Annotated in this window: 20 protein-coding genes and 1 other RNA gene; 12 read left to right on the top strand and 9 right to left on the bottom strand. The window is 64.4% G+C overall.

What is annotated here, in order from left to right; all coding sequences use genetic code 11:
• Positions 1-13 precede the first annotated feature (13 nt).
• From QSJ34_RS09880 to QSJ34_RS09870, 3 genes are all read left to right on the top strand, one after another.
• Positions 14-1,231, top strand: a complete 1,218-nt coding sequence (locus QSJ34_RS09880; protein ID WP_285574515.1) for an arabinose transporter — start codon at positions 14-16, stop codon at positions 1,229-1,231.
• A gap of 14 nt (positions 1,232-1,245) precedes the next feature.
• Positions 1,246-1,593, top strand: a complete 348-nt coding sequence (locus QSJ34_RS09875; RefSeq protein ID WP_285574513.1) for a carboxymuconolactone decarboxylase family protein — start codon at positions 1,246-1,248, stop codon at positions 1,591-1,593.
• A gap of 151 nt (positions 1,594-1,744) precedes the next feature.
• A complete protein-coding gene (locus QSJ34_RS09870) occupies positions 1,745-2,707 on the top strand; it encodes an AraC family transcriptional regulator (RefSeq protein ID WP_285574510.1) in 963 nt (320 codons plus the stop codon).
• A gap of 459 nt (positions 2,708-3,166) precedes the next feature.
• Here the strand turns inward: QSJ34_RS09870 and QSJ34_RS09865 are convergent, their stop codons facing one another.
• The 5 genes from QSJ34_RS09865 to QSJ34_RS09845 form a co-directional block, all read right to left on the bottom strand.
• Positions 3,167-3,712, bottom strand: coding sequence for a PaaI family thioesterase (locus QSJ34_RS09865; RefSeq protein WP_285574508.1), 546 nt, complete (start codon positions 3,710-3,712; stop codon positions 3,167-3,169).
• 88 nt (positions 3,713-3,800) lie between these two features.
• A complete protein-coding gene (locus tag QSJ34_RS09860) occupies positions 3,801-4,607 on the bottom strand; it encodes an oxidoreductase (RefSeq protein WP_285574506.1) in 807 nt (268 codons plus the stop codon).
• 42 nt (positions 4,608-4,649) lie between these two features.
• A complete protein-coding gene (locus QSJ34_RS09855) occupies positions 4,650-7,730 on the bottom strand; it encodes an efflux RND transporter permease subunit (RefSeq protein ID WP_285574504.1) in 3,081 nt (1,026 codons plus the stop codon).
• Positions 7,727-8,845, bottom strand: coding sequence for an efflux RND transporter periplasmic adaptor subunit (locus QSJ34_RS09850; RefSeq protein WP_420798836.1), 1,119 nt, complete (start codon positions 8,843-8,845; stop codon positions 7,727-7,729). Before QSJ34_RS09850 ends, QSJ34_RS09855 begins: the two co-directional genes overlap by 4 nt.
• 83 nt (positions 8,846-8,928) lie before the next feature.
• Positions 8,929-9,546, bottom strand: a complete 618-nt coding sequence (locus QSJ34_RS09845) for a TetR/AcrR family transcriptional regulator (protein WP_285574498.1) — start codon at positions 9,544-9,546, stop codon at positions 8,929-8,931.
• A gap of 96 nt (positions 9,547-9,642) precedes the next feature.
• On the opposite strand from QSJ34_RS09845, the gene QSJ34_RS09840 reads away from it, so the two are divergent.
• The 4 genes from QSJ34_RS09840 (at position 9,643) to QSJ34_RS09825 (ending at position 15,664) form a co-directional block, all read left to right on the top strand.
• Complete coding sequence (locus tag QSJ34_RS09840) at positions 9,643-11,133, top strand: efflux transporter outer membrane subunit (RefSeq protein WP_285574496.1); 1,491 nt, start codon at positions 9,643-9,645, stop codon at positions 11,131-11,133.
• A 465-nt stretch (positions 11,134-11,598) separates the two neighbouring features.
• Positions 11,599-11,982: a BlaI/MecI/CopY family transcriptional regulator gene (locus QSJ34_RS09835; RefSeq protein WP_285574494.1), complete on the top strand. Its 384-nt coding sequence runs from the start codon at positions 11,599-11,601 to the stop codon at positions 11,980-11,982.
• Entirely contained in the window at positions 11,979-14,072 is a 2,094-nt protein-coding gene (locus tag QSJ34_RS09830; protein WP_285574491.1) for a M56 family metallopeptidase, read from the top strand. Before QSJ34_RS09835 ends, QSJ34_RS09830 begins: the two co-directional genes overlap by 4 nt.
• A gap of 185 nt (positions 14,073-14,257) precedes the next feature.
• Entirely contained in the window at positions 14,258-15,664 is a 1,407-nt protein-coding gene (locus QSJ34_RS09825; RefSeq protein WP_285574488.1) for an alpha/beta hydrolase family protein, read from the top strand.
• Positions 15,665-15,674: 10 nt separating this feature from the next.
• Here the strand turns inward: QSJ34_RS09825 and QSJ34_RS09820 are convergent, their stop codons facing one another.
• The 4 genes from QSJ34_RS09820 to QSJ34_RS09805 form a co-directional block, all read right to left on the bottom strand.
• A complete protein-coding gene (locus QSJ34_RS09820) occupies positions 15,675-15,983 on the bottom strand; it encodes a DUF5329 family protein (protein ID WP_285574486.1) in 309 nt (102 codons plus the stop codon).
• Between the two features lie 98 nt (positions 15,984-16,081).
• Positions 16,082-17,050: a hypothetical protein gene (locus QSJ34_RS09815; RefSeq protein ID WP_285574483.1), complete on the bottom strand. Its 969-nt coding sequence runs from the start codon at positions 17,048-17,050 to the stop codon at positions 16,082-16,084.
• A gap of 10 nt (positions 17,051-17,060) precedes the next feature.
• The gene (locus QSJ34_RS09810; RefSeq protein ID WP_285574480.1) at positions 17,061-19,112 is read right to left on the bottom strand and encodes an ATP-dependent DNA helicase; all 2,052 of its coding nucleotides are present in this window, start codon (positions 19,110-19,112) and stop codon (positions 17,061-17,063) included.
• A 118-nt stretch (positions 19,113-19,230) separates the two neighbouring features.
• Positions 19,231-19,689: a 23S rRNA (pseudouridine(1915)-N(3))-methyltransferase RlmH gene (locus tag QSJ34_RS09805; protein ID WP_285574478.1), complete on the bottom strand. Its 459-nt coding sequence runs from the start codon at positions 19,687-19,689 to the stop codon at positions 19,231-19,233.
• An 84-nt stretch (positions 19,690-19,773) separates the two neighbouring features.
• On the opposite strand from QSJ34_RS09805, the gene QSJ34_RS09800 reads away from it, so the two are divergent.
• The 5 genes from QSJ34_RS09800 (at position 19,774) to ssrA (ending at position 23,304) form a co-directional block, all read left to right on the top strand.
• Positions 19,774-20,385 carry a hypothetical protein gene (locus tag QSJ34_RS09800; RefSeq protein WP_285574476.1) on the top strand — a complete coding sequence of 204 codons (612 nt, stop codon included), beginning with the start codon at positions 19,774-19,776 and terminating at the stop codon, positions 20,383-20,385.
• Between the two features lie 183 nt (positions 20,386-20,568).
• Positions 20,569-21,624 carry a hypothetical protein gene (locus tag QSJ34_RS09795; protein ID WP_285574473.1) on the top strand — a complete coding sequence of 352 codons (1,056 nt, stop codon included), beginning with the start codon at positions 20,569-20,571 and terminating at the stop codon, positions 21,622-21,624.
• A gap of 118 nt (positions 21,625-21,742) precedes the next feature.
• Complete coding sequence (locus QSJ34_RS09790; protein ID WP_285574470.1) at positions 21,743-22,219, top strand: YcxB family protein; 477 nt, start codon at positions 21,743-21,745, stop codon at positions 22,217-22,219.
• Complete coding sequence (locus tag QSJ34_RS09785; protein ID WP_285574467.1) at positions 22,219-22,821, top strand: DNA-3-methyladenine glycosylase; 603 nt, start codon at positions 22,219-22,221, stop codon at positions 22,819-22,821. The genes QSJ34_RS09790 and QSJ34_RS09785 overlap by 1 nt, the downstream gene beginning before the upstream one ends.
• 94 nt (positions 22,822-22,915) lie before the next feature.
• Positions 22,916-23,304: a transfer-messenger RNA gene (gene ssrA, locus QSJ34_RS09780) on the top strand.
• Positions 23,305-23,398 lie beyond the last annotated feature (94 nt).

Genomic DNA, 23,398 nt, shown 5'->3' with positions numbered 1-23,398 from the left:
AGGAGGGAGTCCCTTGAGAACGCAAGACACAGGCAGGCTGGCGCAATCACCGATCCGGGTGCTGATGCCGATCATGGCGTTCGTGTTCATGGTCTACCTGAACATCGGTCTGGCCATGCCTGTGCTTCCTCTGCACATCCACCAGGACCTGGGATTTGATACGTTCGTGGTTGGCCTCGTGGCGGGCGCCCCCTTTGCCGCGGCGCTGTTCTCACGGCTCCTGGCGGGGCGCTTCACGGACCAAAGGGGCGGGCGAGACGCCGTGGTATTCGGGCTCTCCTTAGCCATCGCCTCAGGAGGCTTCTACCTGCTCTCCATGGCCTTCTCCAAGGAACGCATGGTCTGCCTGGGAGTCCTTGTTCTGGGTCGCCTTCTCCTGGGTGCGGCGGAGAGTTTCATCATCACGGGTGCCCTCAGTTGGGGAATGGGGCTGCTGGGCCCGAGCCACTCTGGCCGGACCATCGCCTGGGTTGGAACGGCCATCTACGCCGCCTATGGCGCAGGGGCGCCCCTGGGAACACTCCTCTACCACGGCTACACCTTCACGGGGATCGCCGGGGTGACCACCTTGCTCCCCTTGGTGACCCTACCGCTGGTCCTGTCCCTGCCTAAGGCTGAAGCAGTCAAGGGCGACCATGTCCCCTTCGTGGAGGTGGCGAGGCAGGTGTGGCAACCCGGAGTGGCCCTGTCGTTGAGCGGCGTGGGCTTCGGGGCTGTGACCACCTTCGTGAGCCTCCTCTACGTGGCTCGCGGGTGGGGCTCCGCGTGGTTCTGCCTGACGGCCATGAGCGTCGCCTTCATGGCCGGGCGTGGTCTGCTGGGGCACCTGCCGGACCGGTTGGGTGGGGCCAGGGTCGCCATGGTGTGCATCCTGATCCAGGCCTTTGGCCTGTTCCTGGTCTGGTCGGCGCCTTGGTCCGGCGTGGCGCTGGCTGGTGTGATCCTGGGCGGACTCGGGTATTCCCTGGTCTACCCGGGGCTCGGTGCAGAGGTCATGCGCCGCACATCCCAGCGGGCACGAGGCACGGCCATGGGAACGTTCACCGCGTTCTTCGATCTATCCCTGGGAGTCTCGGCACCGGCTCTGGGGTGGATGGCCGGAAGGACAGGGCTCGCCTCCGTGTTCATGGCGAGTGGTCTCCTGGCCTTGGGGGCTGCCGGAATGACCTTTCACCTTTGGCGTGGTCAGGACCCCGCGATCCAACACCCTGAACCCGCGCTCGTTCCCTGATGAGGAGATGAAACGTGGAAAAGGAATTGACCTCGAAAAACACGCCGGCTCAACAGATGCTCGGTTCCTTCGCTCCGATGCTCGTCCAGCTCACGGATGACGTTCTATTCGGAGATGTCTGGGAGCGGCCCGAACTCTCCAAGCGCGACCGGTGCCTGGCAACCGTCTCGGCGCTCATCGCCCTCCATCGGCCGGACCAGCTTCGATTCCATCTGCGATACGCCCAGGAGCACGGGATGACCCGAGAAGAATTGATCGAGGTGATCACGCACCTTGCCTTCTATGCAGGATGGCCCAGTAGCATGACGGCTATCCTGATCGCCAAGGAAGTTCTGGCGGTGGACGATGGTCAACCGGGGTAAGAATGGACCGAGGCAGACGTGTGGCCGCCTCACCCCCCTCGACCACGAGGACTACGGAAGGGGCGCTGTTCGAGCCCACAGATTGAAGCGATGGGTCACGGCGAGCGCTCTAGAATCTCCCTTCGATGTGGCTGTTCTAAGGACGGTGAAGATGAGCAAGCTGAATGCTGGGTCCAAGCATGCGGGCACGATCGAGGAACTGACCGATCTGGAGCGCCTCGCGCGACTGATCCAGGCTCATGCGCCCATCGACGGAACCTTTGATCTTCGTGTGCCCGGTGTCCACATCTCTCGGGCTTCCCGTGCCCAGAAGACCTTCAACCATGCCATCGCCCAGCCCTCTTTGTGCCTCGTGGCTCAGGGTGCAAAACGGGTGATGCTCGGGAAAGAGATCTACGACTACGACGCCTCCCGGATGTTGGTCTATGCCATGGATGTGCCCGTGACGGGGCAGGTGACACAGGCCAGCCTGGACGATCCCTACCTCAGCGTGCGTCTGGACATCGATCCAGCCCGGATCGCGGAACTGACGGCGAAGGTCTACCCGAACGGTCTTCCTTCAAAAGGGGAGGGACACGCCATCTGCGTGGACCAGGTGGATGACCGGGTGATCAACGCCGTGGTCCGCATCCTCGACCTCGCCTCACAACCAGGTGAAGCGGAGCTGCTGGCCCCGCTGGTCATGGATGAGATCCTCATCCGCCTGCTCAACAGCTCGCTTGGTGTGAAGCTGGCCATGGTGGGCCAGGAGAAGAGCAAGGTCCATCGCATCTCCCAAGCCGTGGCCTGGGTGAGGTCCAACTTCGACCAGCCCCTCGATGTCGAGCGGTTGGCCGCCCTCGTCCACATGAGCCCATCCTCCTTCCATCAGCACTTCAAGTCGGTCACGGAGATGAGCCCCCTGCAGTACCAGAAGGCCCTTCGCCTCCAGGAGGCTAGGCGTCTGATGTTGATCCTGCGGATGGACGTGGGCTCTGCCGGTCGAAAGGTCGGCTACCAGAGCGTGCCCCAGTTCACCCGGGAATACGGCCGGTTCTTCGGCAACCCGCCCACCAAGGACATCATCCTACTCCAGCAGCGGGCGGGGGTGGATGTCACGGTTCCAGAGAGCTAGTCGGGTTCTGGACGTCCTGGGGATTCGACGGGCCCCGTGGGCGATTCTTGGGAGGTGGAAGGAAAGACCGGCAGCAGGATGAATGTCGGATCTCCGACCTCCCTGCCACTGAATGGCGGGCAACCAGCGCTGTCCAAATCTCGAAGGAGTCGGCTCGGTTTCACAGAAAGGGGGCCGCCGCCTAACCATATTGATTACATTTGTATAACAACTCAAATTGCCCAAATGCATTTCGTATGAGGCACGAGCACCTGGAATAAGACAGGACACTGTCAGGAAACCATTGAACCTGCAATTCCCACAATGAACATGCAAATGTTGCGATCAAAAATCTTGAACTTCATTTAATAACCATTTGGTCCAGCATCGGAGCGCTCGGTGCCACCATCCAGCCCCCACACCAGTTCAATAAAAATCGATCTCGAACGCACATCGGCTGACCTTGCTCGCAATGGCCACTTACTCACAACCGGTTGGAACCTCGAAGAGAAAGCAGGTTGCGGTCGCGTGGGCGTACAGCCTGCCACGCTCGTCCTCGATACGAGCTTCGGCTGTGACGATCTGTCGGCCGCCATGAATCACGGCACCAATCGCGCGTAGGGGACCAGTCGTATGAGAGGCAGGCCGGACGATGTTCACGTTGAGTCCGGCCGTCGTATAGGAGCGCCCGGCTGGCAGCGTGGTTTGAACAGCGCAGCCCATGGCTGAATCCAGCAGCGTTGCAAACCACCCGCCATGCACCGTGCCCAACGGGTTGTAGTGTTCTCGTTGCGGTATGCCTTGAAAGACGGCGCGACCGTTATCCACCTCCAGCAACGTCATGTTCATGGTTTGGTTCATGGGTGGATAGGGCAACTCTCCCGACATCATGGCTTCGAGAATCGCGCGTCCGCTCTTGTTGATGAGTTGTTCCACTCGAGCAAGACCAGGGCCGCCCCCACCGGCAACCGATCGTTGCAGTGCGGCTTCCTGCTGGGCGGTCCAGTCTGTGTTTGGAGAGGTCATAGGTTCTCCTCGATGGGGCGCGCGCATTATTCTCGAACACGAAAAGCTTTGGGTTGGTCTGTGGCCTCTTTGCAAACTTCCCAAGTATTTAATTAAGACCGAATGATTTCCGCAGGCCTGAATCGACGGGGCCAGCGGGCATGAAGCGGCGCAGTCTGCGCAGAAGCGTGGCCTCGCCCTTTGGCGTACGCCGCATTTTCCATGCGCCCAATGCTGCCTCGACGATTGTATCGGCAACGCCATTGGGCTCTGGAGCTTTATGGACATTTTTTTGAATGGCCTGGGAAACGATGTTGCGCTCGTTATCGTAGGCTTGAATTTTAGAAGCCGCCTGGGGCGCATTGATATCCAGGTTCGTTTTGGTGAAGGAAGGTTCGACGAGCGCTACACGGATTCCGAATTGGCGCACCTCATGATCCAAGGTCTCAGACAGTCCTTCAACAGCATGCTTCGATGCCGAATAGAGCCCCATGTACGGGGCCGGAAGAAAGCCCAACACCGAGCTGATGTTGACGATGCGGCCGGAACGCTGCTCGCGCATATGCGGCAGCACGGCTTGGGTTGTGCGCAAAATGCCAAAAACATTGGTGTCGAACAGCGCCTGGGCTTCCGCTACCGACGTTTCTTCCGTCGCTCCCAGAAGAGCCACACCTGCGCTATTCACAAGCACGTCGATGCGCTTGGCCTGAGCAATAATGGCCTGGATTCCTTGTTGAACGGACTTCTCGTCTCGGACGTCCATCTCGATGAGTTCAATTCCGGGAAGTGGGTTGACGTTGGCGGTATTACGCACGGTTCCAAATACCTGACAACCCCGCCTGGCCAAGGCAAACGCCGTGATACGTCCGATACCTGAAGATACGCCGGTAATAACGACAACCTTAGGGTTCGACATGACAGTTCCTTTCTGCGTGGGTGGATTGAGATGGATGGCAAATCAGCTATGGACGTGGACTGGCTTGATCTTGTACCAAATGGCATACATGGCTGGCAGGAACACCAGAGTTAGGATCGTTCCGGCGAGTGTGCCTCCGATCAAGGTGTAAGCGAGCGTTCCCCAGAACACCGAATGGGTCAGCGGGATGAAAGCAAGGATCGCGGCCAACGCGGTCAGGACGACTGGCCGGGCTCTTTGCACGGTCGCCTCCACCACCGCGGTGAATGGGTCAAGCCCCGCTTGTTCATTGTGGGAGATCTGCCCAATCAGAATCAGTGTGTTGCGCATCAGGATCCCCGAAAGCGCGATCAGACCTACCAGTGCATTGATACCGAAGGGCTTCTGGAAGAGGATCAGGGTCGGCACCACGCCGATAAGACCCAGAGGACTGGTCAAAAACACGATGACCATGGCCGAAATCGAGCGCACTTGGAGGATGATGATCAACAGGGTCATTGCCAGCATGATCGGGAACAGCGGCAACATCGCCTTGTTCGCTTTGCCGGATTCCTCGATAGAACCTGCCTGCTCGATTCGGTACTCGCTAGGCAGCTTTGCCATGATGGGCTGAAGCTGCTGGAGGATGGCTCCGGAAACATCCGGTGGTTGCAGACTGTCAGCGATGTCTCCCCGGACTGTGATCGTCGGCATCCGGTCGCGGCGCCGCATGATCGGCTCTTCCATGCGTACCTCGACCTTGCCCACCTGCGACAGCGGGATCCGCTGGCCACTGCTGCCAACCAGTGTGAAGTCACCAATCCTTGCCGGGTCAAGTCGGGTATTCCCTGCAGTGCGGGCTACCACTTGGACCGTCCGGATATCTTCACGCGCAGTGGTGACGGGAACACCGCTCAGCAAGAATTGAAGTTGGATCGCCACTGCACTGGAAGTCAGCCCAACGGCCTGCAATCGATCCTGCTGCAGGGTGAAGTGCAGCGTCGGTGTCATGGTGCCCCAGTCAGAGTTGACCGTGCGCATCATCGGGCTGGCTTCCATAACCTGCTGCACTTGATTCGCAATGCTTCGCAGTTTCTCCGGGTCCGGGCCCATGACCCGGTAGGCGACCGGGAAGGGAGAATAGGGTCCGAACACCAACTGGGTTACGCGAACACGCGCCTCTGAAGCGAGCCCTCCTGCGATGGCTTCGCGCAGCCGCAGTTTAAGCGCATCCCGCTCATCCTGACCGTCAGTGCGAATCACGATCTTGGCGAAGGAGGGATCAGGCATTTCTGGGCCCATGGCCAAGTAGAAGCGGGGTGCGCCCTGCCCGATGTAGGCTGTGACGATCCTGGCCTCCTTTTGCTTAGCTAACCAGTCTTCCACCTTGGCTGCGGCGGCACTTGTCTGGGTGATGGAGGTGCCGTAGGGCATCTGAACCTCAACCAGCACTTCAGGGCGATCTGAAATCGGGAAGAACTGCTTCTTGACCGCACCCATGAGGAGCAGGGATACGATGAACAGGCCAACCACCGAACCAGCGACCAGCCACTTGCGCGCGATGACATGACCTAACAACTGCCGGAAGCGGTTGTAGCGCGGTGTGTCGTAGAGGGCAACTTCGAGCGCCGCGTGGCCCCTATGGCTTTTCTTGATTTCAGGCAACAACTTGACGCCCAGATAGGGGGTGAAAACGACGGCCACAATCCAGGACACGATGAGTGCGATGCCGACGATCCAGAACATATTGCTGGTGTATTCGCCCGCGGTGGACCGGGCGAAGCCGTTAGGCATGAAGCCCACAGCTGTGACCAGCGTGCCCGAAAGCATGGGCGCGGCCGTCAGGCTCCATGCATATGCGGATGCGGCGACGCGGCTGTAGCCCTCTTCCATCTTCACGACCATCATTTCGACGGCAATGATGGCGTCGTCCACAAGAAGGCCCAGCGCCAGGATCAGGGAACCCAAGGTGATGCGGTCGAAATTCTTTCCGGTGGCGGCCATCACCATGAAGACGGCGGCAAGCGTCAGCGGCACGGCCGCCGCGACCACGACTCCCACTCGCCAGCCCATGCTCACAAAGCACACCAGCAGAACCACCAGCAAGGCGGCGAAGAACTTGACCATGAACTCATTGACCGAGGAGCTGATATTGACGGCCTGATCCGTGACCTTGGTCAGACCCATGCCCAAGGGGAGTTCGTTGTTGATCTTGCCAACCTCTTGATCCAGCGACTTGCCCAGATCGAGTCCATTCCATCCGTCGCGCATGACGATGCCCAAGAGCAACGCGGGGTCCCGGCCATTACGGATGATGAATGAGGATGGATCTTCGTACCCGCGCTTGACGGTAGCGATATCCGAGAGCTTCAGAGTTCGTCCCTGCGCCACGATCGGCGTGTCGCTGATCTTCTGCAGCTTGTCGAAAGCGCCGTCCAGACGGATGAACACTTGGGGGCCTTTGGTCTCTACGGAACCTGCTGGTGTCAGGGCGTTCTGGCCGTTTAGCGCGGCGAACACGTCCATCGGGCTGATACCGAGAGTTGTCAGACGCTCGTGGGAGAATTCCACATAGATGCGCTCAGACTGCTCGCCGATGATGTTGACCTTCTTTACACCCGGGACGTGGAGTAGCCGCTGGCGAACCGTCTCCGCGTCGCGGACCAGGATGCGCTGCGTTTCGCCCTTGGCCTTCAGCGCGAACAGGGCGAAGGTCACATCCGAATACTCATCGTTGATCATGGGGCCAATCACACCTTGCGGAAGATTGGCTACCTCATCACCCGCCTTTTTCCGTGCCTGGTAGAACTCCTCCTTCACTTCCGAGGGAGGCGTGCTTTCAAGCAAGGTGAGGGTCGTGAAGGCCAGGCCTGGCCTTGTGTAAGTCTCGGTGCGGTCATACCAGCGCAACTCCTGCATGCGCTTTTCAATCTTCTCCGCGACCTGATCCTGCATTTCCTGGGCGGTGGCTCCAGGCCAGGCTGTGACGATGGTCATCACCTTGACAGTAAAGGCCGGGTCTTCCGCTCTGCCCAACTTGAAGAAGGAAACGAGTCCAGCCAAGGAGATCAGGCAAATCAAGAACAAGGTAATCGAGCGCTCGCGTACGGCCAGCGCCGACAGGTTGAATCGGCCTTCGCTCACGGGTGCACTCCCTGGGCTGCGGAAGCGACTGTCTGCCCGGCGATCCGAACCCGTTCGCCTTCATGCAGCAGATGGGCCCCCAGTGCGACGATCTGGTCGCCTTGCTTCACCTGTCCAACGATGTAGGCGGCATTGTCGTCTAGAGACTGGATGGCGACTGGCCGCCAGGAGACCTTGGTCGGCTCACCACTAATGACCCATACACCTGGACCCTTGCCGCCGTCGAACACGGAGCCGATCGGCACCAGCAATCCGCCTTGGGCCGAGGAACGGCCGTCCGCGATCTGGACGCTGACCGTGGTTCCCAACGGTGCATTTGCCAGGTCGCCCTCAAGCACATACCGCGCCTCGAAGGTGCGGGTCAGTCGATCTGCCGCCCCCGAGAGCTGCCTAAGTTTGGCCTGAACCGTAACGCTTTCTTTGCCGAAGAGCGTGGCACGTCCGGAGGACCCGACGGCGGGACGCAAGGTTTCCGGCAACTGAATGACGGCTTCGCGTTGGCCCGCGTGGGCCAAGCGCACCACGATCTGTCCAGCGCCGACCACCTGGCCAGGCTCGGCCAGGGTTTCCATGACCACCCCATCACCATCGGCCACCAGCTCCGCATAGAGGCTGGCATTGCGGGCGGCATCAGCTTGGGCCTCGGCGGAACTGAGCTGCGCTTTCGCCATATCCGCCCCAGCCTTGATCTGGTCATAGGCCGACGCGGAGATGGCACCTGTTCCACGCAAATCGCGGTAGCGGGCTTCGTCTTCCGCGGTCTGCTGTGCTCGCGCCCGGGCGGCGGCAACCGCTTCCTGCTGCGCGCGAGCAGCGAGCTTCAGATCAACTGGGTCGATGCGCATGAGGGGCTGGCCGCGCTTGACCGTCTGCCCCGCATCAACGAGTCGCTCCAGCACCTTGCCGGGGACGCGAAACCCCAGGTCGCTCTGAACCCGCGCGGCTACGGTTCCCGTAAAGATGCGCGAGCCGGAGGCTGCCCCTTGAACGGCCACGGCACGGACCAGCGGGGCCTGGGTGCGAGGATCGACTCCCCCTTCGTGCCCGCAAGCGAGGAGAGCAAGCGGCAAGAGCCACGTGAGGACAGTTGATGGTGAGAGGCGTGGTCTGAGCATGAAGGTCCCTCGAGGAAGTTGTCGGGACGTTCATGCTGGCACTAGTGACCAATTTGGTCAATGGTCACTTCAAATTCTTTTCATCACGGCGACAAACTCCGGAGCACCAAGCCAGCGAGCCGAGCCGGTGCTTCCTCGGCGAAGTCGAGGTTATGTTGTAAAAGCAGTGGGTTAAGATACTGGCGAATGACCAGATAGATGGCCATCGTGGTTTCATCTAGGGGCGTTTTCCGTTCAAAGTCCCCACTCTGCCGCCCTTCCTCTAAGACTCCTTGTAGCAGTTTCTGAATTCGCCCCTCATAGGCGAGTGCTGTTTGCCAGCGCTCAGTGGCAGCTGAAGCGGCAATTTCATAGAGCTTTCGATCCTGAAAGAACAGGCGGAGGCTTGCCTCGACGATCGCTTTGAACATCCGCCGCAGCTTCTCAGGCGGCCGGTCCACTCCGTCAATGGCCGCCCCGACTTCAGCTTCGATCTCCTGCAGGCAGGCTGCACAGATCATCTCTCCAATGACCTGCTTGGATGCAAAAAATTTGTAGATGTAAGCTTTAGAGTATCCAACAGCCTTGGCGAGATCCGAGACGGTCGTTTTCTCGTAGCCGTATCGGCTGAAGTGCTCGGTGGCCGCTGCAACGATTTGATCCCGGACCTCGTGATCAGCTGGGCCACGGCCCGAAACGGGATAGGGGGGGGGCGTCTTCATATGACCAAGCCTACTCTCAACAAAAAAGAAGGACAACGAGTGACCATTTGGTGATATGGTCACCACCGTGCCTTTCTCCTTTCTCGAGAGAACCCCATGCCCTCAAAACACATCCTTGCTCCCCTCCTTGTTGCCAGCCTTTCGGCGGCAACCGTAGCTGGTTCCGACAACATCGGACCGCGTGTCTCCATGCCAGACCGGTTTCTGGGTCAGGCGGCTGTGGACCAGCGGCATGCCACTGCCCATGGAGATTTCCTTGCATGGTGGACAGGTTTCGGTGATCCAAAGCTGAGCCGATTCGTTCAGCTTGCCCTGGAGCAGAATCTGGATCTGGCGCAGGCATCCGCTCGGGTCACCCAAGCGCGCGCCGGACTTGGTGCGGCTAATGCCGCGTTGCTGCCTTTCGGAATGGTCGGCGGTCAAGCGGCCAGAGCCTACCAATCCGTCGAGACGCCCTTGGGGCGAGTCTTGAATTCGGTGCCGGGTTTCGACCGGTACGGCAAGGCCTATGAAGCGAATCTCAGCGCGAGTTGGGAACTCGATCTATTCGGTGGCCTGCGTCACGGCCGGGAAGCGGCCTTCGCGGATTATCAGGCTTCAGAAGCCGGAGTAGTGGCTACGCGACTGGCTGTGGCTGCCCAAACCGCCGACATCTACATCAGCATCCGTGGATTGCAGACACGTCTTGGGGTGGCCCAGAGACAGGTGCACACGCAAGAGGAATTGCTTTCGCTCGTCAATCTTCTATATGGCAAGGGGTTGGTTGCCGAACTTCAAGTGAGGCAGGTCGAGGGTGCCCTGGCCCAGGTTCGAGCATCGATACCGGTCCTTGAGGCGGGTCTGGACGTGGCCATGAACGCTCTGGATGTGATATTGGGTTCGGCGCCCGGCACGCATCGGGCTGAACTGGCTGATACAGGAAGCATCCCCGCCGCGCCGCAGATCGTAGGGACAGAGTCGCCCAGTGAATTACTCCGGCGAAGGCCAGACCTGATCGCAGCTGAGCGCCTCCTCGCCGCGTCACATGCCCGTATTGGGGTGGCCGTCGCTGAGTACTATCCCAAATTTTCCCTGAGCGGACTGATCGGCGGCGCGACGTCGGTGTCCAGCGGCAACCTGTTCTCAAATGGTGCCAGGCAATCCGCTGGAATATTGGGTCTGCGCTGGCGCCTGTTTGATTTCGGGCGCATCAATGCGCAGATCGACGCCGCAAAGGGCCGGGAAGCCGAGTTGCTGGCTGCCTACCGGCTGGCCGCTCTGCACGCCACGGAGGACGTGGAAAACGCCTTCTCGGCGCTGGTGAAGCGCGAAGAGCAGGCAGCCGTGCTCGTCCAGGGTGTGGATTCGCTCAGCCGGGCGCGAGCAGCTGCGTTTGCAGCCTATCAAAAGGGCGTCGTCAGCCTGATCGAAGTCCTGCAGGCTGACGAAAACGTGCTGCGTGCCTCCGATGCACAAGCGCAGGCACAAACGGAATCAGCCCGCGCAGCCGTAGCCGCCTACAGGGCACTTGGTGGCGGCTGGGATGCCCCAGGTGCACCCAAGGCATTGCCATCAAACACCTCTGTCGCAGCCAGGATGATCCCCTAGGTGCTGAACGTGATCCCAAGCCCAGCCGAATCGCACCCCTCATGAACGGAAGCAGGGGGTCGGATATCTGCGGCGGCTCGTCTCGGCCCTTCTTCTATTCCTACCCGGAGACTTGAGGTGCCAATTTGGCACCTCAAAAAATTCCTTCACCCCTGGTCCAGTCAAGGGTCAGATGATAGCTCCCCCGGGGATCAGCAGAGCCGGCAACGACATCTAGCCTGGCCTCAGATCGGACCTGAATCAGGAGCGCACAGGTACACCGGCCACCGCATGGTGGTTCAATCGTAAACCACATTGATGCAGCACATACAATTTCAATACTCGTATTTTCAGTTCATTCCGTGGAATTTCAGTTCATTCCGCACCCGACATCAGCCCGGGCGACTAAACCGATTACGAAGATTTTCGTTGACGACTACGAAACCTGTCGTATCTTTTCGGCACCCCTCCTCTGGAGACAACACCATGCCCCCAGTCGTCCGACCCACCGACGCCGAGCTCGCCATCCTGCGGGTGCTCTGGGAGCGGGGGCCCAGCACCGTGCGCCAGGTCTTCGAGGTCATGTCCGAAGAGCGGGAGCTGGGCTACACGACCGTGCTCAAAATGCTGCAGATCATGCACGAGAAGGGCCTGGTGCAGCGGGACGTGACGGACCGGGTGCATACCTTCTCCACCACGCAGACGCAGACCCAGACCCAGCGGCACCTGCTGGATGACCTGCTGGACAAGGCCTTCGGGGGGTCCTCGTTGAACCTGGTAATGCAGGCCCTGGCCACCCGCAAGGCCAGCCACGAGGAACTGGCGGAAATCCGGAAAATGCTCGATCACGCGGAAGGGAGGAAGCGATGAACCCGTTCCTGTCGCTCGTCCAGCAGGCCGTCGCCCACCCGGCGTCCCAGGCCCTGGGCTGGAGCCTCCTCCATTTCCTGTGGCAGGGCACGGCCCTGGGCCTGCTGGCCTGGCTGGCGCTGACCCTGCTCCGACGGGCCAACCCCAAGGCGCGCTACGGCATGGCCTGCGCCTTCCTCGTGCTCATGGTGGCCGCCCCGGCCATCACCTTCCTCACCCTCCAGCGGCAGGCCCCGGCTCCCGTGGGGGCGCTCTCCCTGAGCGTGGAGACGGCTCCGGCAGCCGTCGCCGCGGCGCCGGCCCCAACCCCCAACCTGGCCCTGACCCAACGCCTGAAGGCCAAGCTGGATCCCGCCCTGCCCTGGCTGCTGGGTGGATGGGCCCTGGGCGTGCTGCTGCTGTCGGGCCGCTTCCTCGGCGGCTGGGTCCGCGTACAGCGGCTGCGCCGCCGCAGCGCCCTGCCCGTGCCCGCCGAATGGCACCTGGTGCTGTCCCGCCTCTGCCGGGAGCTGAAGCTGTCGCGCACCGTGCGCCTGCTGCAGTCCGCGGCGGTGGAAGTTCCCACGGCCCTGGGCTGGCTGCGGCCCGTGATCCTGCTGCCGGCCTGCGCGCTATCGGGCCTGTCGCCCCTGCAACTGGAGGCCATCCTCGCCCACGAGCTGGCCCACATCCGCCGCGGGGATTTCGCCGTGAACCTGCTGCAGTCCCTCGTCGAAGTGCTGCTCTTCTACCATCCCGCCATCTGGTGGCTGTCGGCCCGCATCCGCGCCGAGCGCGAGCTCTGCTGCGACGACGTGGCGGCCGACCTCTGCGGCGATCCCCTGATCCTGGCCCGCGCCCTCACGGACCTTGAGGCCCTGCGCGAGCCCCTCACCCCTGCTCCCAACCATCTGGCCCTGGCCGCCAACGGAGGTTCCCTCATGCATCGCGTCCGCCACCTGCTCCACCCCGCCCTGCCCATCACCAGCGGCGCGCGGGTCACCGCCCTGGCCGTCCTGGCGGCCTCCCTCCTCGGCGCAGCCGGCGTCGCCATGCAGGACAAGCCGAAGGATCCCGCCCCCAAGGCCGATCCGAAGGCGCCCGCCTCCGACGAACAGCGCAAGCTCACCGTGAAGATCCAGGGCGACGTCAAGCTCAATGCCGAAGCCCCCGAACCCGTGACGGTGGCGAGTGGCACCTTCCGCGTGGAGGAGCAGAAGGACGGCAAGGCCCGCGCCTATGCGGCCACGAAGGACAAGGCCACCTACACCGTGAATGGCAAGGAGCAGGCCCTCGATCAGGACGGGAAGGACTGGCTGCGCGGCGTCGTGAAGAGCATCAAGCAGCGCCGTCCGGGCCATGAGCGTGAGCGCGTCGTGGAGTTCCGCACGCGGCACATGGAGGACCGCGCCCGCGACATGGAAGCCCATGCCCGGGAGATGGAGGCCCACGCCCGCGAATTCGAGGCCATGACGAAAGATCTGGAAACCCGCGGCGCCAACATGAGCCCCGAAGAGAAGGCGAAGATCCAGGCCGAAGCCGAGCACCTCAAGGCCGAGGGCGCCAAGCTCAGGGCCGAGGGGGAGCGGCTCAAAAATGATCCCGAGCTGAAGGCCCTCATCGAGCAGGCCAAGAAGGAAAGCCGCCAGGTCCGCATGGAAGTCCGACGCAAACACGGCGAACCCGGTGAATGGACCATGCTCGAGCACCGGAGCGAAGGACCGCTGGACATCGAGATCGAGAAGGATCTCCACATCCCGCCCATCCATGTCCCGCCCGTCCACGTGCCTCGCATGCACGTCCGCACCTTCGTCCATGACGAGGACGATCCCAAGGCTGAGATGGAGGCAATCCAGGCCGAGATGAAGGCGCTCCAGAGCCGCCTGGACCAGCTGAAGAAGGAAGCGGCCTCGCCCTCCAAGACGCCGAAGACCCCCAGGACGCCGCGGCCCCCGGCACCTCCGCGTTCGGTCCATCCCCCGGTTCCGCCGCCTCCGCCGTCCCTGGAAGGTCCCGATGCGCCCCCGGCCCCGCCGGCTCCCCCTGCGCCGCCCGCGCCTCCCACGGCCGTGCCGCCGCCCCCACCGCCACCTCCCGCACCCGAGCGCTGAAACCTTCGGACGACCTGAAGGCGGGGCTCCTTCCTGGAAGGGTCCCCGCCTTTCCTTTTGCCTGAGGCTCCGCTTTACGGCGACCCTTCTGCGACGACCGACGACGCGGTCCCGCTGGGCGCAGCCCTGTGCGGCAATTCCGACGCCTCATCTCCAACGCCCCTTCCATCGCCTGTGGGAGCCCCATGCGTCCTTCTTTCCTCAAGCCCCGAACCGTCCTCGCCGGACTCGCTCTTTCCGTAATGGCCCAGGGCGGCGTGCTGGCCGATCACCCAGGCCGGTGGCTGGGCAACCTGACCCTTCCCAACGGCCGCACCATCCAGACCGGCGTGGAGCTGTTCAGGCGGGCGGACGGGTCGGCCTGGGCCAGCCTGGCCAGCCCGGGCCGGGGGGCCGTCGACATCCCCGTCGCCAGCGCCCGGGAAGAAGGGAACACGGTGCTGCTGGACTTCACCCATGCCACGCTCCAGCTGACCTGGACCCAGGACCACTTCCACGGCGAATGGCGGCAGGGCGGGGACAAGCTGCCCTTCGAACTGCGCGCCACGGCGGCCTTCCCACGGCCGCTGCGCCCCCAGACCCCCAAGCCGCCCTTCCCCTACGAGGATCAGCCCCTCGCCATCCGCACCCCGGACGGCATCTTCCTGGGCGCCACTCTCACCTTGCCGAAGGGCTCGGCCCAGCCCGACGTGGTGGTGCTGATCGGGGGGAGCGGCCCCGGCAACCGCGATGAAGACGGGGGCGGCCACCAGCCCTTCGCCGTGCTGGCCGACCAGCTGGCCCGCCGGGGCCTCGCGGTGCTGCGCTACGACAAGCGCGGCGTGGGCCGATCCACGGGCAACTACTACCAGCACACGGACACCCAGCTGATCTCCGACGCGGCCGCCGTCGTGCGGACCCTCAGGGCCCGCCACGCCTTCCGCCGCATCGGCCTCCTCGGACACAGCGAAGGCTCCGGGCTCGCCGCGACCGTCGCAGCCGCGCATCCCGATCAAGTGGATTTCGTGATCTCCATGGCCGGCATCGGACTGTCGGGCCTCGACAGCATCCTCGTGCAGGACCGTGTCTACGCGAAGGACCAGGGTGCGAGCCCCGCGGAGGTGGACCAGCTCATGGGCTATGTGCGCCAGTACTACGGCACCATCCTCGCCCAGGCGGACGTGCCGACCCGCCTCGCCGCCCTCAGGGCCCTGCAGAAGGGCCTGTCTCCGGAGCTCAAGGCCCTCATCGAAAAGCGCCACATGAACGAAGGCACCCTTTCCCTGGACGCCGCCGAGGAGCCCGCCCTGCGCGCCTCCCTGCTTTCCGACATCCCGGCCCAGTGGCGGGCCGTGCGCTGCCCTGTGCTGGCCCTCAACGGCAGCCTGGACCACCAGGTGCCCCCGGAGCACCTCCAGGGCATCCTCGCGGCTCTGAAGGCAGGAGGCAACGCCCGGGTGGAATCCGCGCTACTGCCCTCCCTCAACCACCTCTTCCAGACCGCCAAGACCGGCCGCGAGGACGAGTACGACAGCCTGGAGGAAACGCTTGCCCCGTCGGCGATCCAGCGGGTGGCGGATTTTGTCGTGGGCCTCGGGTCGAATTCCCGGTAGCCACCGGATCCTAGCGCCCGGCCTCCATCCGCTTCAGCTCGGTCCACAACCAATCCCGCGAAAGCACCGTGCGGCCATCCTTCAGCCGGATCTCATAGGGACGACCGCTCATAGAGCTTTCGCTCGCGCAGAGGCGGATGAAGTCCGGGGCCGTCTTCACGCGGCTGCCGGCATTCTTCCACTTCAGGCGGAGGTGGTCGGCGGCCTCCTTTGGGCTGTGCTGCGTGCCGTTGCGGATGAACACGGCGCCCTGCAGGCTGGCCACGGCCTGGATCAGCGTCTCGATCTTCTGGGCCTCGCTCGTCTGAACGTCGGGCATCGGAGCCGCGGCAGCGACAGGGACGGCGAGAAGGAGCACCGGGATCATGCCCCGAGCATGCCAGCTCCTTGCCCGTCCAGAACAGACGTTCGCCGCACTCAATGTCGCGGGCCGGCAATCCGGACCAGCGTGGCCTGGGTCTCGGCTTCGGCCCTGGCCGGTGGCCAGGAGGCCAGTTCCTGCAGCGATCGGTCCCGAAGCAGCGCACGGATGACGTGCAGACCGAGCCAGTAGCCCGCCCGGTTCGGCAGGTCCGGCTGCTGCGGCGTGCGCGCCGCGTTGAACCAGCGCTTGAAGGCGGTCGTGGGCCCTCCATCAAGCACGGGTTCGTCCGCCTCCGCCAGAAAGCGCGTCGCGATGGCGGGCAGGCGCTGCTCCGGAATCGCGCCCAGGTCTTCCTGAAGCAGCAGCTGGCCCTCCGTGGATCCGGGTGCGAGCCGGACACTGACGCAGGTCGCCAGCCCCTCGACGAACAGGGGCAGGAGCAGTCGGGCGCCGGGCATGACCCCGTCGTTCAGGATGCCCGCGTGCCGCGCATGGTAGAGGTGGAACAGCTCATGGGGGAACAGGACGTCGAGGTTCGCCTGCTCGAGCAGCAGCGAATCCGCCGCGAGCAGCAGCACAGGCGAACCATCCGCCCGCACGCCGCTTTTCGCGTCGAATCCCGGCGCCACCACCACCCGGACCGCGAGATCCGTGGGCGTGTCCGGAAACAGGGAACGGAATGAGACCAAACGCGACGGAAGATCCTTTTCGAGGATTCGGATCATCCCGGGTATTTGATCCCCGACGCGGGCATAGTCGGCGAAGCGAGCCTCGAGCAGGCGCGCCTTCCGAGCCTTCCAATCCGGATGGTTCCGGACCTCCCACACGGCCGAGGCGTAGAGATCCTGTTGCGGTCCTTCGATCCACCGATCCCAGAGCCTGACCTGATCTTCGAGGGAGCGGCCGCGAGCTTCGACCCAGAAGGCCTCGAAGGAGCCTTCGATGGACGGCCTGGAGGCGGCCATCATCATCGGCGTAGAAACGACCGCGCAGGCCCCGAGCAGGCGCAGGGAATGCTTCACTCGGCCCATCTCAGAGAGTGCGCAGGAAGGCCTCCACCCGCTCCCAATCCCGCGTCAGGGGGAAGGGCGGCAGGGCGGCGCGCACCTGGGCGGCGTAGCGCTTTCCGAGGCGGTCCTCGCTGGGCAGCATGAGGCGCGGATCCATGACGGCCACCACGCCGCGATCGGAACGGGTGCGGATGAGGCGGCCGATGCCCTGCTTGAGCTTGAGCGTCATCTGCGGCACCTGGATGCCGATGAAGCCCAGGCCCTCGCGCTGCGCGTCGGCCTCGCGGATGCGGGCCTGCAGCACGGGATCGTCCGGCGGCGCGAAGGGCAGCGCGGAGACGACCACGAGGCTGAGCGCCTCGCCGGGCAGGTCCACGCCCTGCCAGAAGCTGGCGAGGCCCAGCAGGGCCGCCGAGGGCGTGGCGCGGAAGCGGTCCAGCAACTGGGTGCGCGAAAGGCCCTCGCCCTGCACGAAGAAAGTGATCTCGGGCAACGCATCTTCCAGCCGGGGACGGAAGGCCGCCAGCATCTTGCGGCTGGTGAAGAGCAGCAGCGCCCGGCCGCGGCTGGCCCGCAGCATGCGCTCCATGGCCGCCAGGGAGGATTCGACCCAGGCGGGATCACCCACGCCGCCGCCTGCCCCGGGGCGGCGTTCCGGCAGGTCGGGCGGTACGAAGAGCAGGCCCTGGTCTTCGAAATCGAAGGGGCTTTCCACGTGCTCCGCCACCTCGACCTCGGGCCGGGTGAGGCCCAGGCGCAGGCCCAGGCCGTTGAAGCCGCGGCCGTCGCGCAGGGTGGCGCTGGTGAGGACGACGCTTTCGAAACCGCGTCGCACGTGCTGGTGGAAAAAGGGCCGCACGTCCACGGGATTGGACTTGAAGTGCACGAGGCTGGCGCCCTCGCGGCTGAGCGTCGAGACCCAGCCCTCGGGCTGCGCAAAGATCTGCTCCATGCGCGAGAAGGCCGTGCCCACGCGCTCGGCGAGGCGCATCCAGATGGGGTTCTCGGGATCGGCGGCGGCGAGGCGGCGCGCCTCGATCCACAGGGGGTGGCCCGCCTCCACCCAGGCGCCCACGGCGTCGGCCAGGGCCTTCATCTCGGGGCCCGGCGCCAGCAGGGGCTGCACGCCGCCGTCCAGGGGCACCCAGGCCATGAGGTCGGCCCAGGCCCTTTCCCAGGGCTCCAGCAGGCCCAGCAGGGCCGCGCCCTGGTCCCGGGCCGCGTCGCGCAGATCCGTGAAGAGCAGGTTCATGGCACGGCTCGACCAGGCCTCGGCGCAGCTTTCCGTGAGCTGCTCCTCCAGGTCGTGGGCCTCGTCCAGGATGAGCACCGGCGCGTCCGGCAGCACCTGGCCGAAGGCTGATTCGCGCAGCACGCGGTCAGCGAGGAGCAGCGCGTGGTTGACGATGATGAGGTCGGCCTCGGCCACCTCGGCCCGCAGCTTCGTGAGGTAGCAGTCCTCGAAGCGCGGGCACTGGCGGCCCGTGCAGCGCTCGGCGCGGGCGTTGATCTTGTCCCAGAGGGGCGACTCGCCTTCGCCGAAACGGCCCAGGCCCTCGCGGTCGCCATCCTGGGTCTCGCGGGTCCAGCGCTGCAGGGCCAGCCAGAGCTGCTGATCGGCGCGGGTGAATTCGAGATGGGCATCCGTGGAGACGGCCTCCCAGGCCGTGCGGCAGAGGTAGTTGGCGCGGCCCTTGGCGAGCACGGCCTTGATGGGCCGACCCAGGATGCCCGCGGCGCGGGGCACGTCTTCTTCCAGCAACTGCCGCTGAAGCTGCTTGGTGCGCGTGGCCACGAGGATGGGATGGCGCCCCGCCGCCAGGGCCGGCACCAGGTAGCCCAGGCTCTTGCCCGTGCCCGTGCCCGCCTCCACGGCCTGGATGACGGCCTCCGGCTTGGATTCAGGTTCGGCGCCCCGGTCGCGCCACTGCTGGAAGCGGGCGGCGCCCTCCACCACGGTGTTGTGCACCAATTCGGCCATGCGCCGCTGGCCGGGCCGATCCTCCGCCCCCGGGAAGCAGGCGAAGATCCGACCCTCCTGCGGGGCGAAGAAGCGGTCCATGGGATGCGCCATTCCACCAGTCTGAGGCAAAGGCGGAAAAAGGGCGAACAACGAAAAACGGAAACCGCGAATGACGCGAATGGGCGCGAATGAAAATCACGGGATGACCTGGCGCCATTCGCGGTTGATTTTATTTGTGATAGTCCTTGCCCCGGATGATCGTGAAGGCGCGGTAGAGCTGTTCCAGGAACATGACCCGGCTCAGTTCGTGGGGGAAGGTCATGGGCGAGAGGCTGATCTGTTCGCGGACCTCTTTTTTCAAGGCCGGATCGAATCCATGGCTGCTGCCCAGGGCGAAGGCCAGGCTCTCGCCGCGGTCCATGCGCTCGGCCAGCCACTGGGCCAGGCCCTCGCTGTCGCGGAGTTTTCCTTCGGGCGTCAGCAGTACGGGGCAGCGGGCCGCCATCAGCTTCGGCCGCAGTCGCTCGGCCTCCTCCTTCAGCTGCCGGGCCGGGTCGCCCTTGCCCTCGGGCAGCTCCACGACGTCCATGCGGGCATAGGCGCGAAGCATGTCGAGGTAGTGCCGTTCCAGGCTGCGACAGGGTTCCAGGCGGAGGCGGCCGAAGGCCAGGAGGGAAATGGGATACATGATCCTATTGTGATGAATTTCCCTTGGCAGCCCAGCGAAAGGACGACACCATCCTAATCATCCCGATCCTTCAGGAGGAATCCCATGCGTCGTTCCCTGATGCTGCCACTCGCCAGTCTGCTCCTCGTGCCAGCCTTCATCAGCTGCGGCGGGGATGAAATCCCGACGACGGCGCCCCAGGCCGCGAAAGAGCCCGCCGACATTCTCTACCACCTGCAGTACGTGGCCGTGCGCAAGGACTACAAGCACGTCGCGCTCATCGCCCCCATCACGCCGGACGTGGTCTACCCCTCGGCGCGCCAGCTCCACGTGGACGCCAAGGCCCTCGGCATCACGCTCACCCCCGAAGAGATCAAGGGCCTGGGCATCGAGCACCTGGCCGACAAGCTCGACACCCTGCCCGGCGGCCCCACCGATGACTACCCGGTGAAGGACGCGCGCCTGGCCTTCAACGCCGGCATCTACCGCATGACCAAGGCCCTCACCGCCAAGACCTGGGGCAAGATGCGCCACATGGGCATCACGGACAACGCCGCCGGCCGCGCCTACGGCTCGCAGGCCATCATCAAGGACATGGCCCTGGGCTTTGACGGCAAGAAGGTCCTCACCGTCAGCTGCCTCAAGAAGCCCGATGGCACCTTCGGCGTCACCCTGCTGCGTTGGGAAGTGAACCCCAAGACCCTCAAGCAGGACTAAGATTTCAAGGTTCCGAGGCCGCGTGGAATCCACGCGGCCTCGGCATGTACGGCCCCAGGCATCCTCCTGCAAACTCAAAGGAGCCCCGACTCCAGAAATGCAGTGGCTTTTCATTGTACCGCCTGGGAAAATCAATCCTTCGGCTGGCGGGGCGTCCCAACACAATCCAGCCGTGGAGGATTCATGGCCAAAAAGAACGTCATCCACGTCGTCGGCACGGGCACCATCGGCGAACCCCTCATCGGGCTGCTCATCGAATATTCGAAGGAGCTGGGCATCGACGAGGTCACCTTCCACAAGAACAGCGTGACGGATCGGCCCAAGGTGAAGGCCCTCCTCCGCCGTGGCGCCAAGCTGTCCGTGGACCCCCAGAACGTGGAGGGCTTCCGCTCCTGGGGCATCGAGCCCCACATGCTCCACGACCAGGCCCTGGAAGAGGCCACCGTCGTCATCGACTGCAGCCCCAAGGGCCTCGAGATGAAGGAGCAGCTCTACAAGAAGTACGAGCACAACACGCTGGGCTTCATCGCCCAGGGCAGCGAATTCGGCTTCGGCCTGATGTACGCCCGCGGCGTCAACGACGAGCTGCTGACCGGCAAGGAGCAGTACGTCCAGGTGGTGAGCTGCAACACCCACAACCTCTCCTGCATCCTGCAGACCCTGGCCCTGGCCGAAGGCAACGACAACCTCGTCGAAGGCTCCTTCGTCTGCATGCGCCGCGCCAACGACATCAGCCAGGTGAAGGACTTCTGTCCCGCGCCCCAGGTGGGCACGCACAAGGACGGCAAGTTCGGAACCCACCACGCCCGCGACGCCTACCACCTGTTCCAGACCAAGGGCCTGGAGCTGAACCTCTTCAGCAGTGCCGTGAAGCTGCCCACCCAGTACATGCACAGCCTCTGGTTCGACCTGCGCCTAAAGCGCGCCACCACGCTGGACGCCCTCAAGCTGCGCATCAAGGCCAACGACCGCATCGCCATCACCGAGAAGAAGGACGCCAACACCGTGTTCTCCTTCGGCCGCGACCAGGGCCACTTCGGCCGCATCATGAACCAGACCGTGATCCCCCTCAGCACCATGACCATGCCCAACCCCAACCGCGTGGTGGGTTTCTGCTTCACGCCCCAGGACGGCAACAGCCTCCTGTCCAGCGTCTGCGCCGCCCTGCACTTCATCCACCCCGAGGACTGGGAGCAGCGCATCCAGGTGCTGAAGCCCTTCTTCTTCGATGAAGTGTAGGAACCGCTCGGTTCGCCATTGATCCGAGATCGAAAACGGGCCCGCATCCGCGGGCCCGTTTTCATTCATGCTTGTCTTCTCCCGGGCCGCCTGCGGCCCAGGCCCCACAGGATGCCCCGTGCAGATCAGCGCCCGCTACACCCTCACGCCCGACGAAGCCCTGCGCGGCAGCCGGGCCTTCAAGCGCCTCTGGTACGCCGTGTCCGTGGGATCGGGCGCCCTCGTGGCCCTGCTGGGCCTGGCCGCGCTGATCGCGTCCAGGGGCCAGGGCGGCTTCGGCTTCTTCATGATCTTCAACGGCCTGCTCTTCGTGGGCATGCCGGAGGCCGTGCTGCGCTGGGCCCGCCGCCGGCAGGGCGCCGCGCTGTACACGCCCCTGACGCTGCGCCTGGACGACGAGGGCCTGAACCTGGAGACCGCCACCAGCGAAGGCGGCCTGCCCTGGGGCGCCTTCACGGAGATCCGCCGCCGCAGCGGCTTCTGGATCTTCCGCCGGGGCCCCTCCCAGGCCGTGCTCGTCCCCGAGCGCGCCCTGGACGAGGCCGCCGGCGCGGAGCTGGAAACCTTCCTCCGCAGTCGGGAGCTGATGGTGTGATGAGGCTCAGGGCGAAGCCTGCCATTCAGCTGTCCGGCCCCGTGGACCAGGCCGCCCGGACCCTGCTGGGCCAGCTCCTCGTGCGCGGGGACGTCACCCTGCGCATCACGGAGGTCGAGGCCTACGGCGGCCCCGAGGACAGCGCCAGCCACGCGCGCCACGGCCGCACGGGCCGCAACGCGCCCATGTGGGGCCCCCCGGGCCGGGCCTACCTCTACTTCTGCTACGGCGTGCACTGGATGCTGAACGTCGTGACGGGCCCCGAGGGCCGCGCCGAGGCCGTGCTCATCCGGGGCGCCGAGGTGGTGGCCGGACTGGACACCGTGCTCCAGCGCCGTCGCGCCGCCCAGGCCACGCCCCAGCTCTGCGCGGGGCCCGGCAAGGTGGCCCAGGCCCTGGGCCTCGACAAGGCCTTCGACGATCACGACCTGCTGGCGCCCGCGGGACTCGAACTGCGCCCCGGCGAGCCGCCGGCCCTGATCCTCGCCGGACCGCGCCTGGGCATCGGCTTCGCCACCGAGGAAGACCAGGCCCGCCCCTGGCGCTTCGCCGATGGCGGCAGCCGTGCCGTCCTCCAGCGGAAGGCCCTGCACCCGCTTTGAGTCGCGCCTTGTGCAACCCGGTGAGGGCTTGCATACTCAGGATCCGCTCAAGTCGCGCCCTCGCGGGGGACGAGAGAGCGGAACACCAAGCCACGGGGGTGACCGGTTTCGACAGGTCGTGATCCGGGTGCACGGTGCAGGCGGGGGTTGGACGGATGGCCCCCTTATCAATCCGCCCACATCAAACTGCCAACGATAACTTCGAACTGGCTCTCGCTGCCTAGGGCAACCTAGGTTCCGAGCGAGTCCTCGGGATCTCTGGGTACCGAGCTCGTTAAACCTCTGAAAGGGTGGCTTCGGCCTGCCGGACGGAGGCACCAGATAGGCCGCCGCGACGCTCCCTGACGGCGGCCGAGATCAGGGGCACACCGCCCGGACGGCTCGTCCGTTCCCCGCCGGGCGGTTCCAAGAGCGGACCAAGCCTGTGAAGAGCCGCCATTCGGCATGTCTTGGACGTGGGTTCGACTCCCACCACCTCCACCAACGGAAAGCCCCCGCTTGCGGGGGTTTTTTGTTGGTGGAATTGCCGCTGCGGGCAGGTAGGCGCCCATGTCGGCAGCCCCGTGGGCTGTCGGCA

It is taken from the genome of Geothrix limicola, assembly GCF_030268085.1.
Lineage (GTDB): Bacteria > Acidobacteriota > Holophagae > Holophagales > Holophagaceae > Geothrix > Geothrix limicola.
Note: the sequence above shows the minus strand (reverse complement) of the source record. Positions and strands in the feature narration are given on the sequence as shown.

Coding starts and splice junctions, on each gene's coding strand:
- QSJ34_RS09870 (WP_285574510.1), top strand. CDS start 1,745: ATGAGCAAGCTGAATGCTGGGTCCAAGCATGCGGGCACGATCGAGGAA.
- QSJ34_RS09865 (WP_285574508.1), bottom strand. CDS start 3,712: ATGACCTCTCCAAACACAGACTGGACCGCCCAGCAGGAAGCCGCACTG.
- QSJ34_RS09860 (WP_285574506.1), bottom strand. CDS start 4,607: ATGTCGAACCCTAAGGTTGTCGTTATTACCGGCGTATCTTCAGGTATC.
- QSJ34_RS09850 (WP_420798836.1), bottom strand. CDS start 8,845: ATGCTCAGACCACGCCTCTCACCATCAACTGTCCTCACGTGGCTCTTG.
- QSJ34_RS09845 (WP_285574498.1), bottom strand. CDS start 9,546: ATGAAGACGCCCCCCCCCTATCCCGTTTCGGGCCGTGGCCCAGCTGAT.
- QSJ34_RS09840 (WP_285574496.1), top strand. CDS start 9,643: ATGCCCTCAAAACACATCCTTGCTCCCCTCCTTGTTGCCAGCCTTTCG.
- QSJ34_RS09835 (WP_285574494.1), top strand. CDS start 11,599: ATGCCCCCAGTCGTCCGACCCACCGACGCCGAGCTCGCCATCCTGCGG.
- QSJ34_RS09830 (WP_285574491.1), top strand. CDS start 11,979: ATGAACCCGTTCCTGTCGCTCGTCCAGCAGGCCGTCGCCCACCCGGCG.
- QSJ34_RS09825 (WP_285574488.1), top strand. CDS start 14,258: ATGCGTCCTTCTTTCCTCAAGCCCCGAACCGTCCTCGCCGGACTCGCT.
- QSJ34_RS09820 (WP_285574486.1), bottom strand. CDS start 15,983: ATGCCCGACGTTCAGACGAGCGAGGCCCAGAAGATCGAGACGCTGATC.
- QSJ34_RS09810 (WP_285574480.1), bottom strand. CDS start 19,112: ATGGCGCATCCCATGGACCGCTTCTTCGCCCCGCAGGAGGGTCGGATC.
- QSJ34_RS09805 (WP_285574478.1), bottom strand. CDS start 19,689: ATGTATCCCATTTCCCTCCTGGCCTTCGGCCGCCTCCGCCTGGAACCC.
- QSJ34_RS09800 (WP_285574476.1), top strand. CDS start 19,774: ATGCGTCGTTCCCTGATGCTGCCACTCGCCAGTCTGCTCCTCGTGCCA.
- QSJ34_RS09795 (WP_285574473.1), top strand. CDS start 20,569: ATGGCCAAAAAGAACGTCATCCACGTCGTCGGCACGGGCACCATCGGC.
- QSJ34_RS09785 (WP_285574467.1), top strand. CDS start 22,219: ATGAGGCTCAGGGCGAAGCCTGCCATTCAGCTGTCCGGCCCCGTGGAC.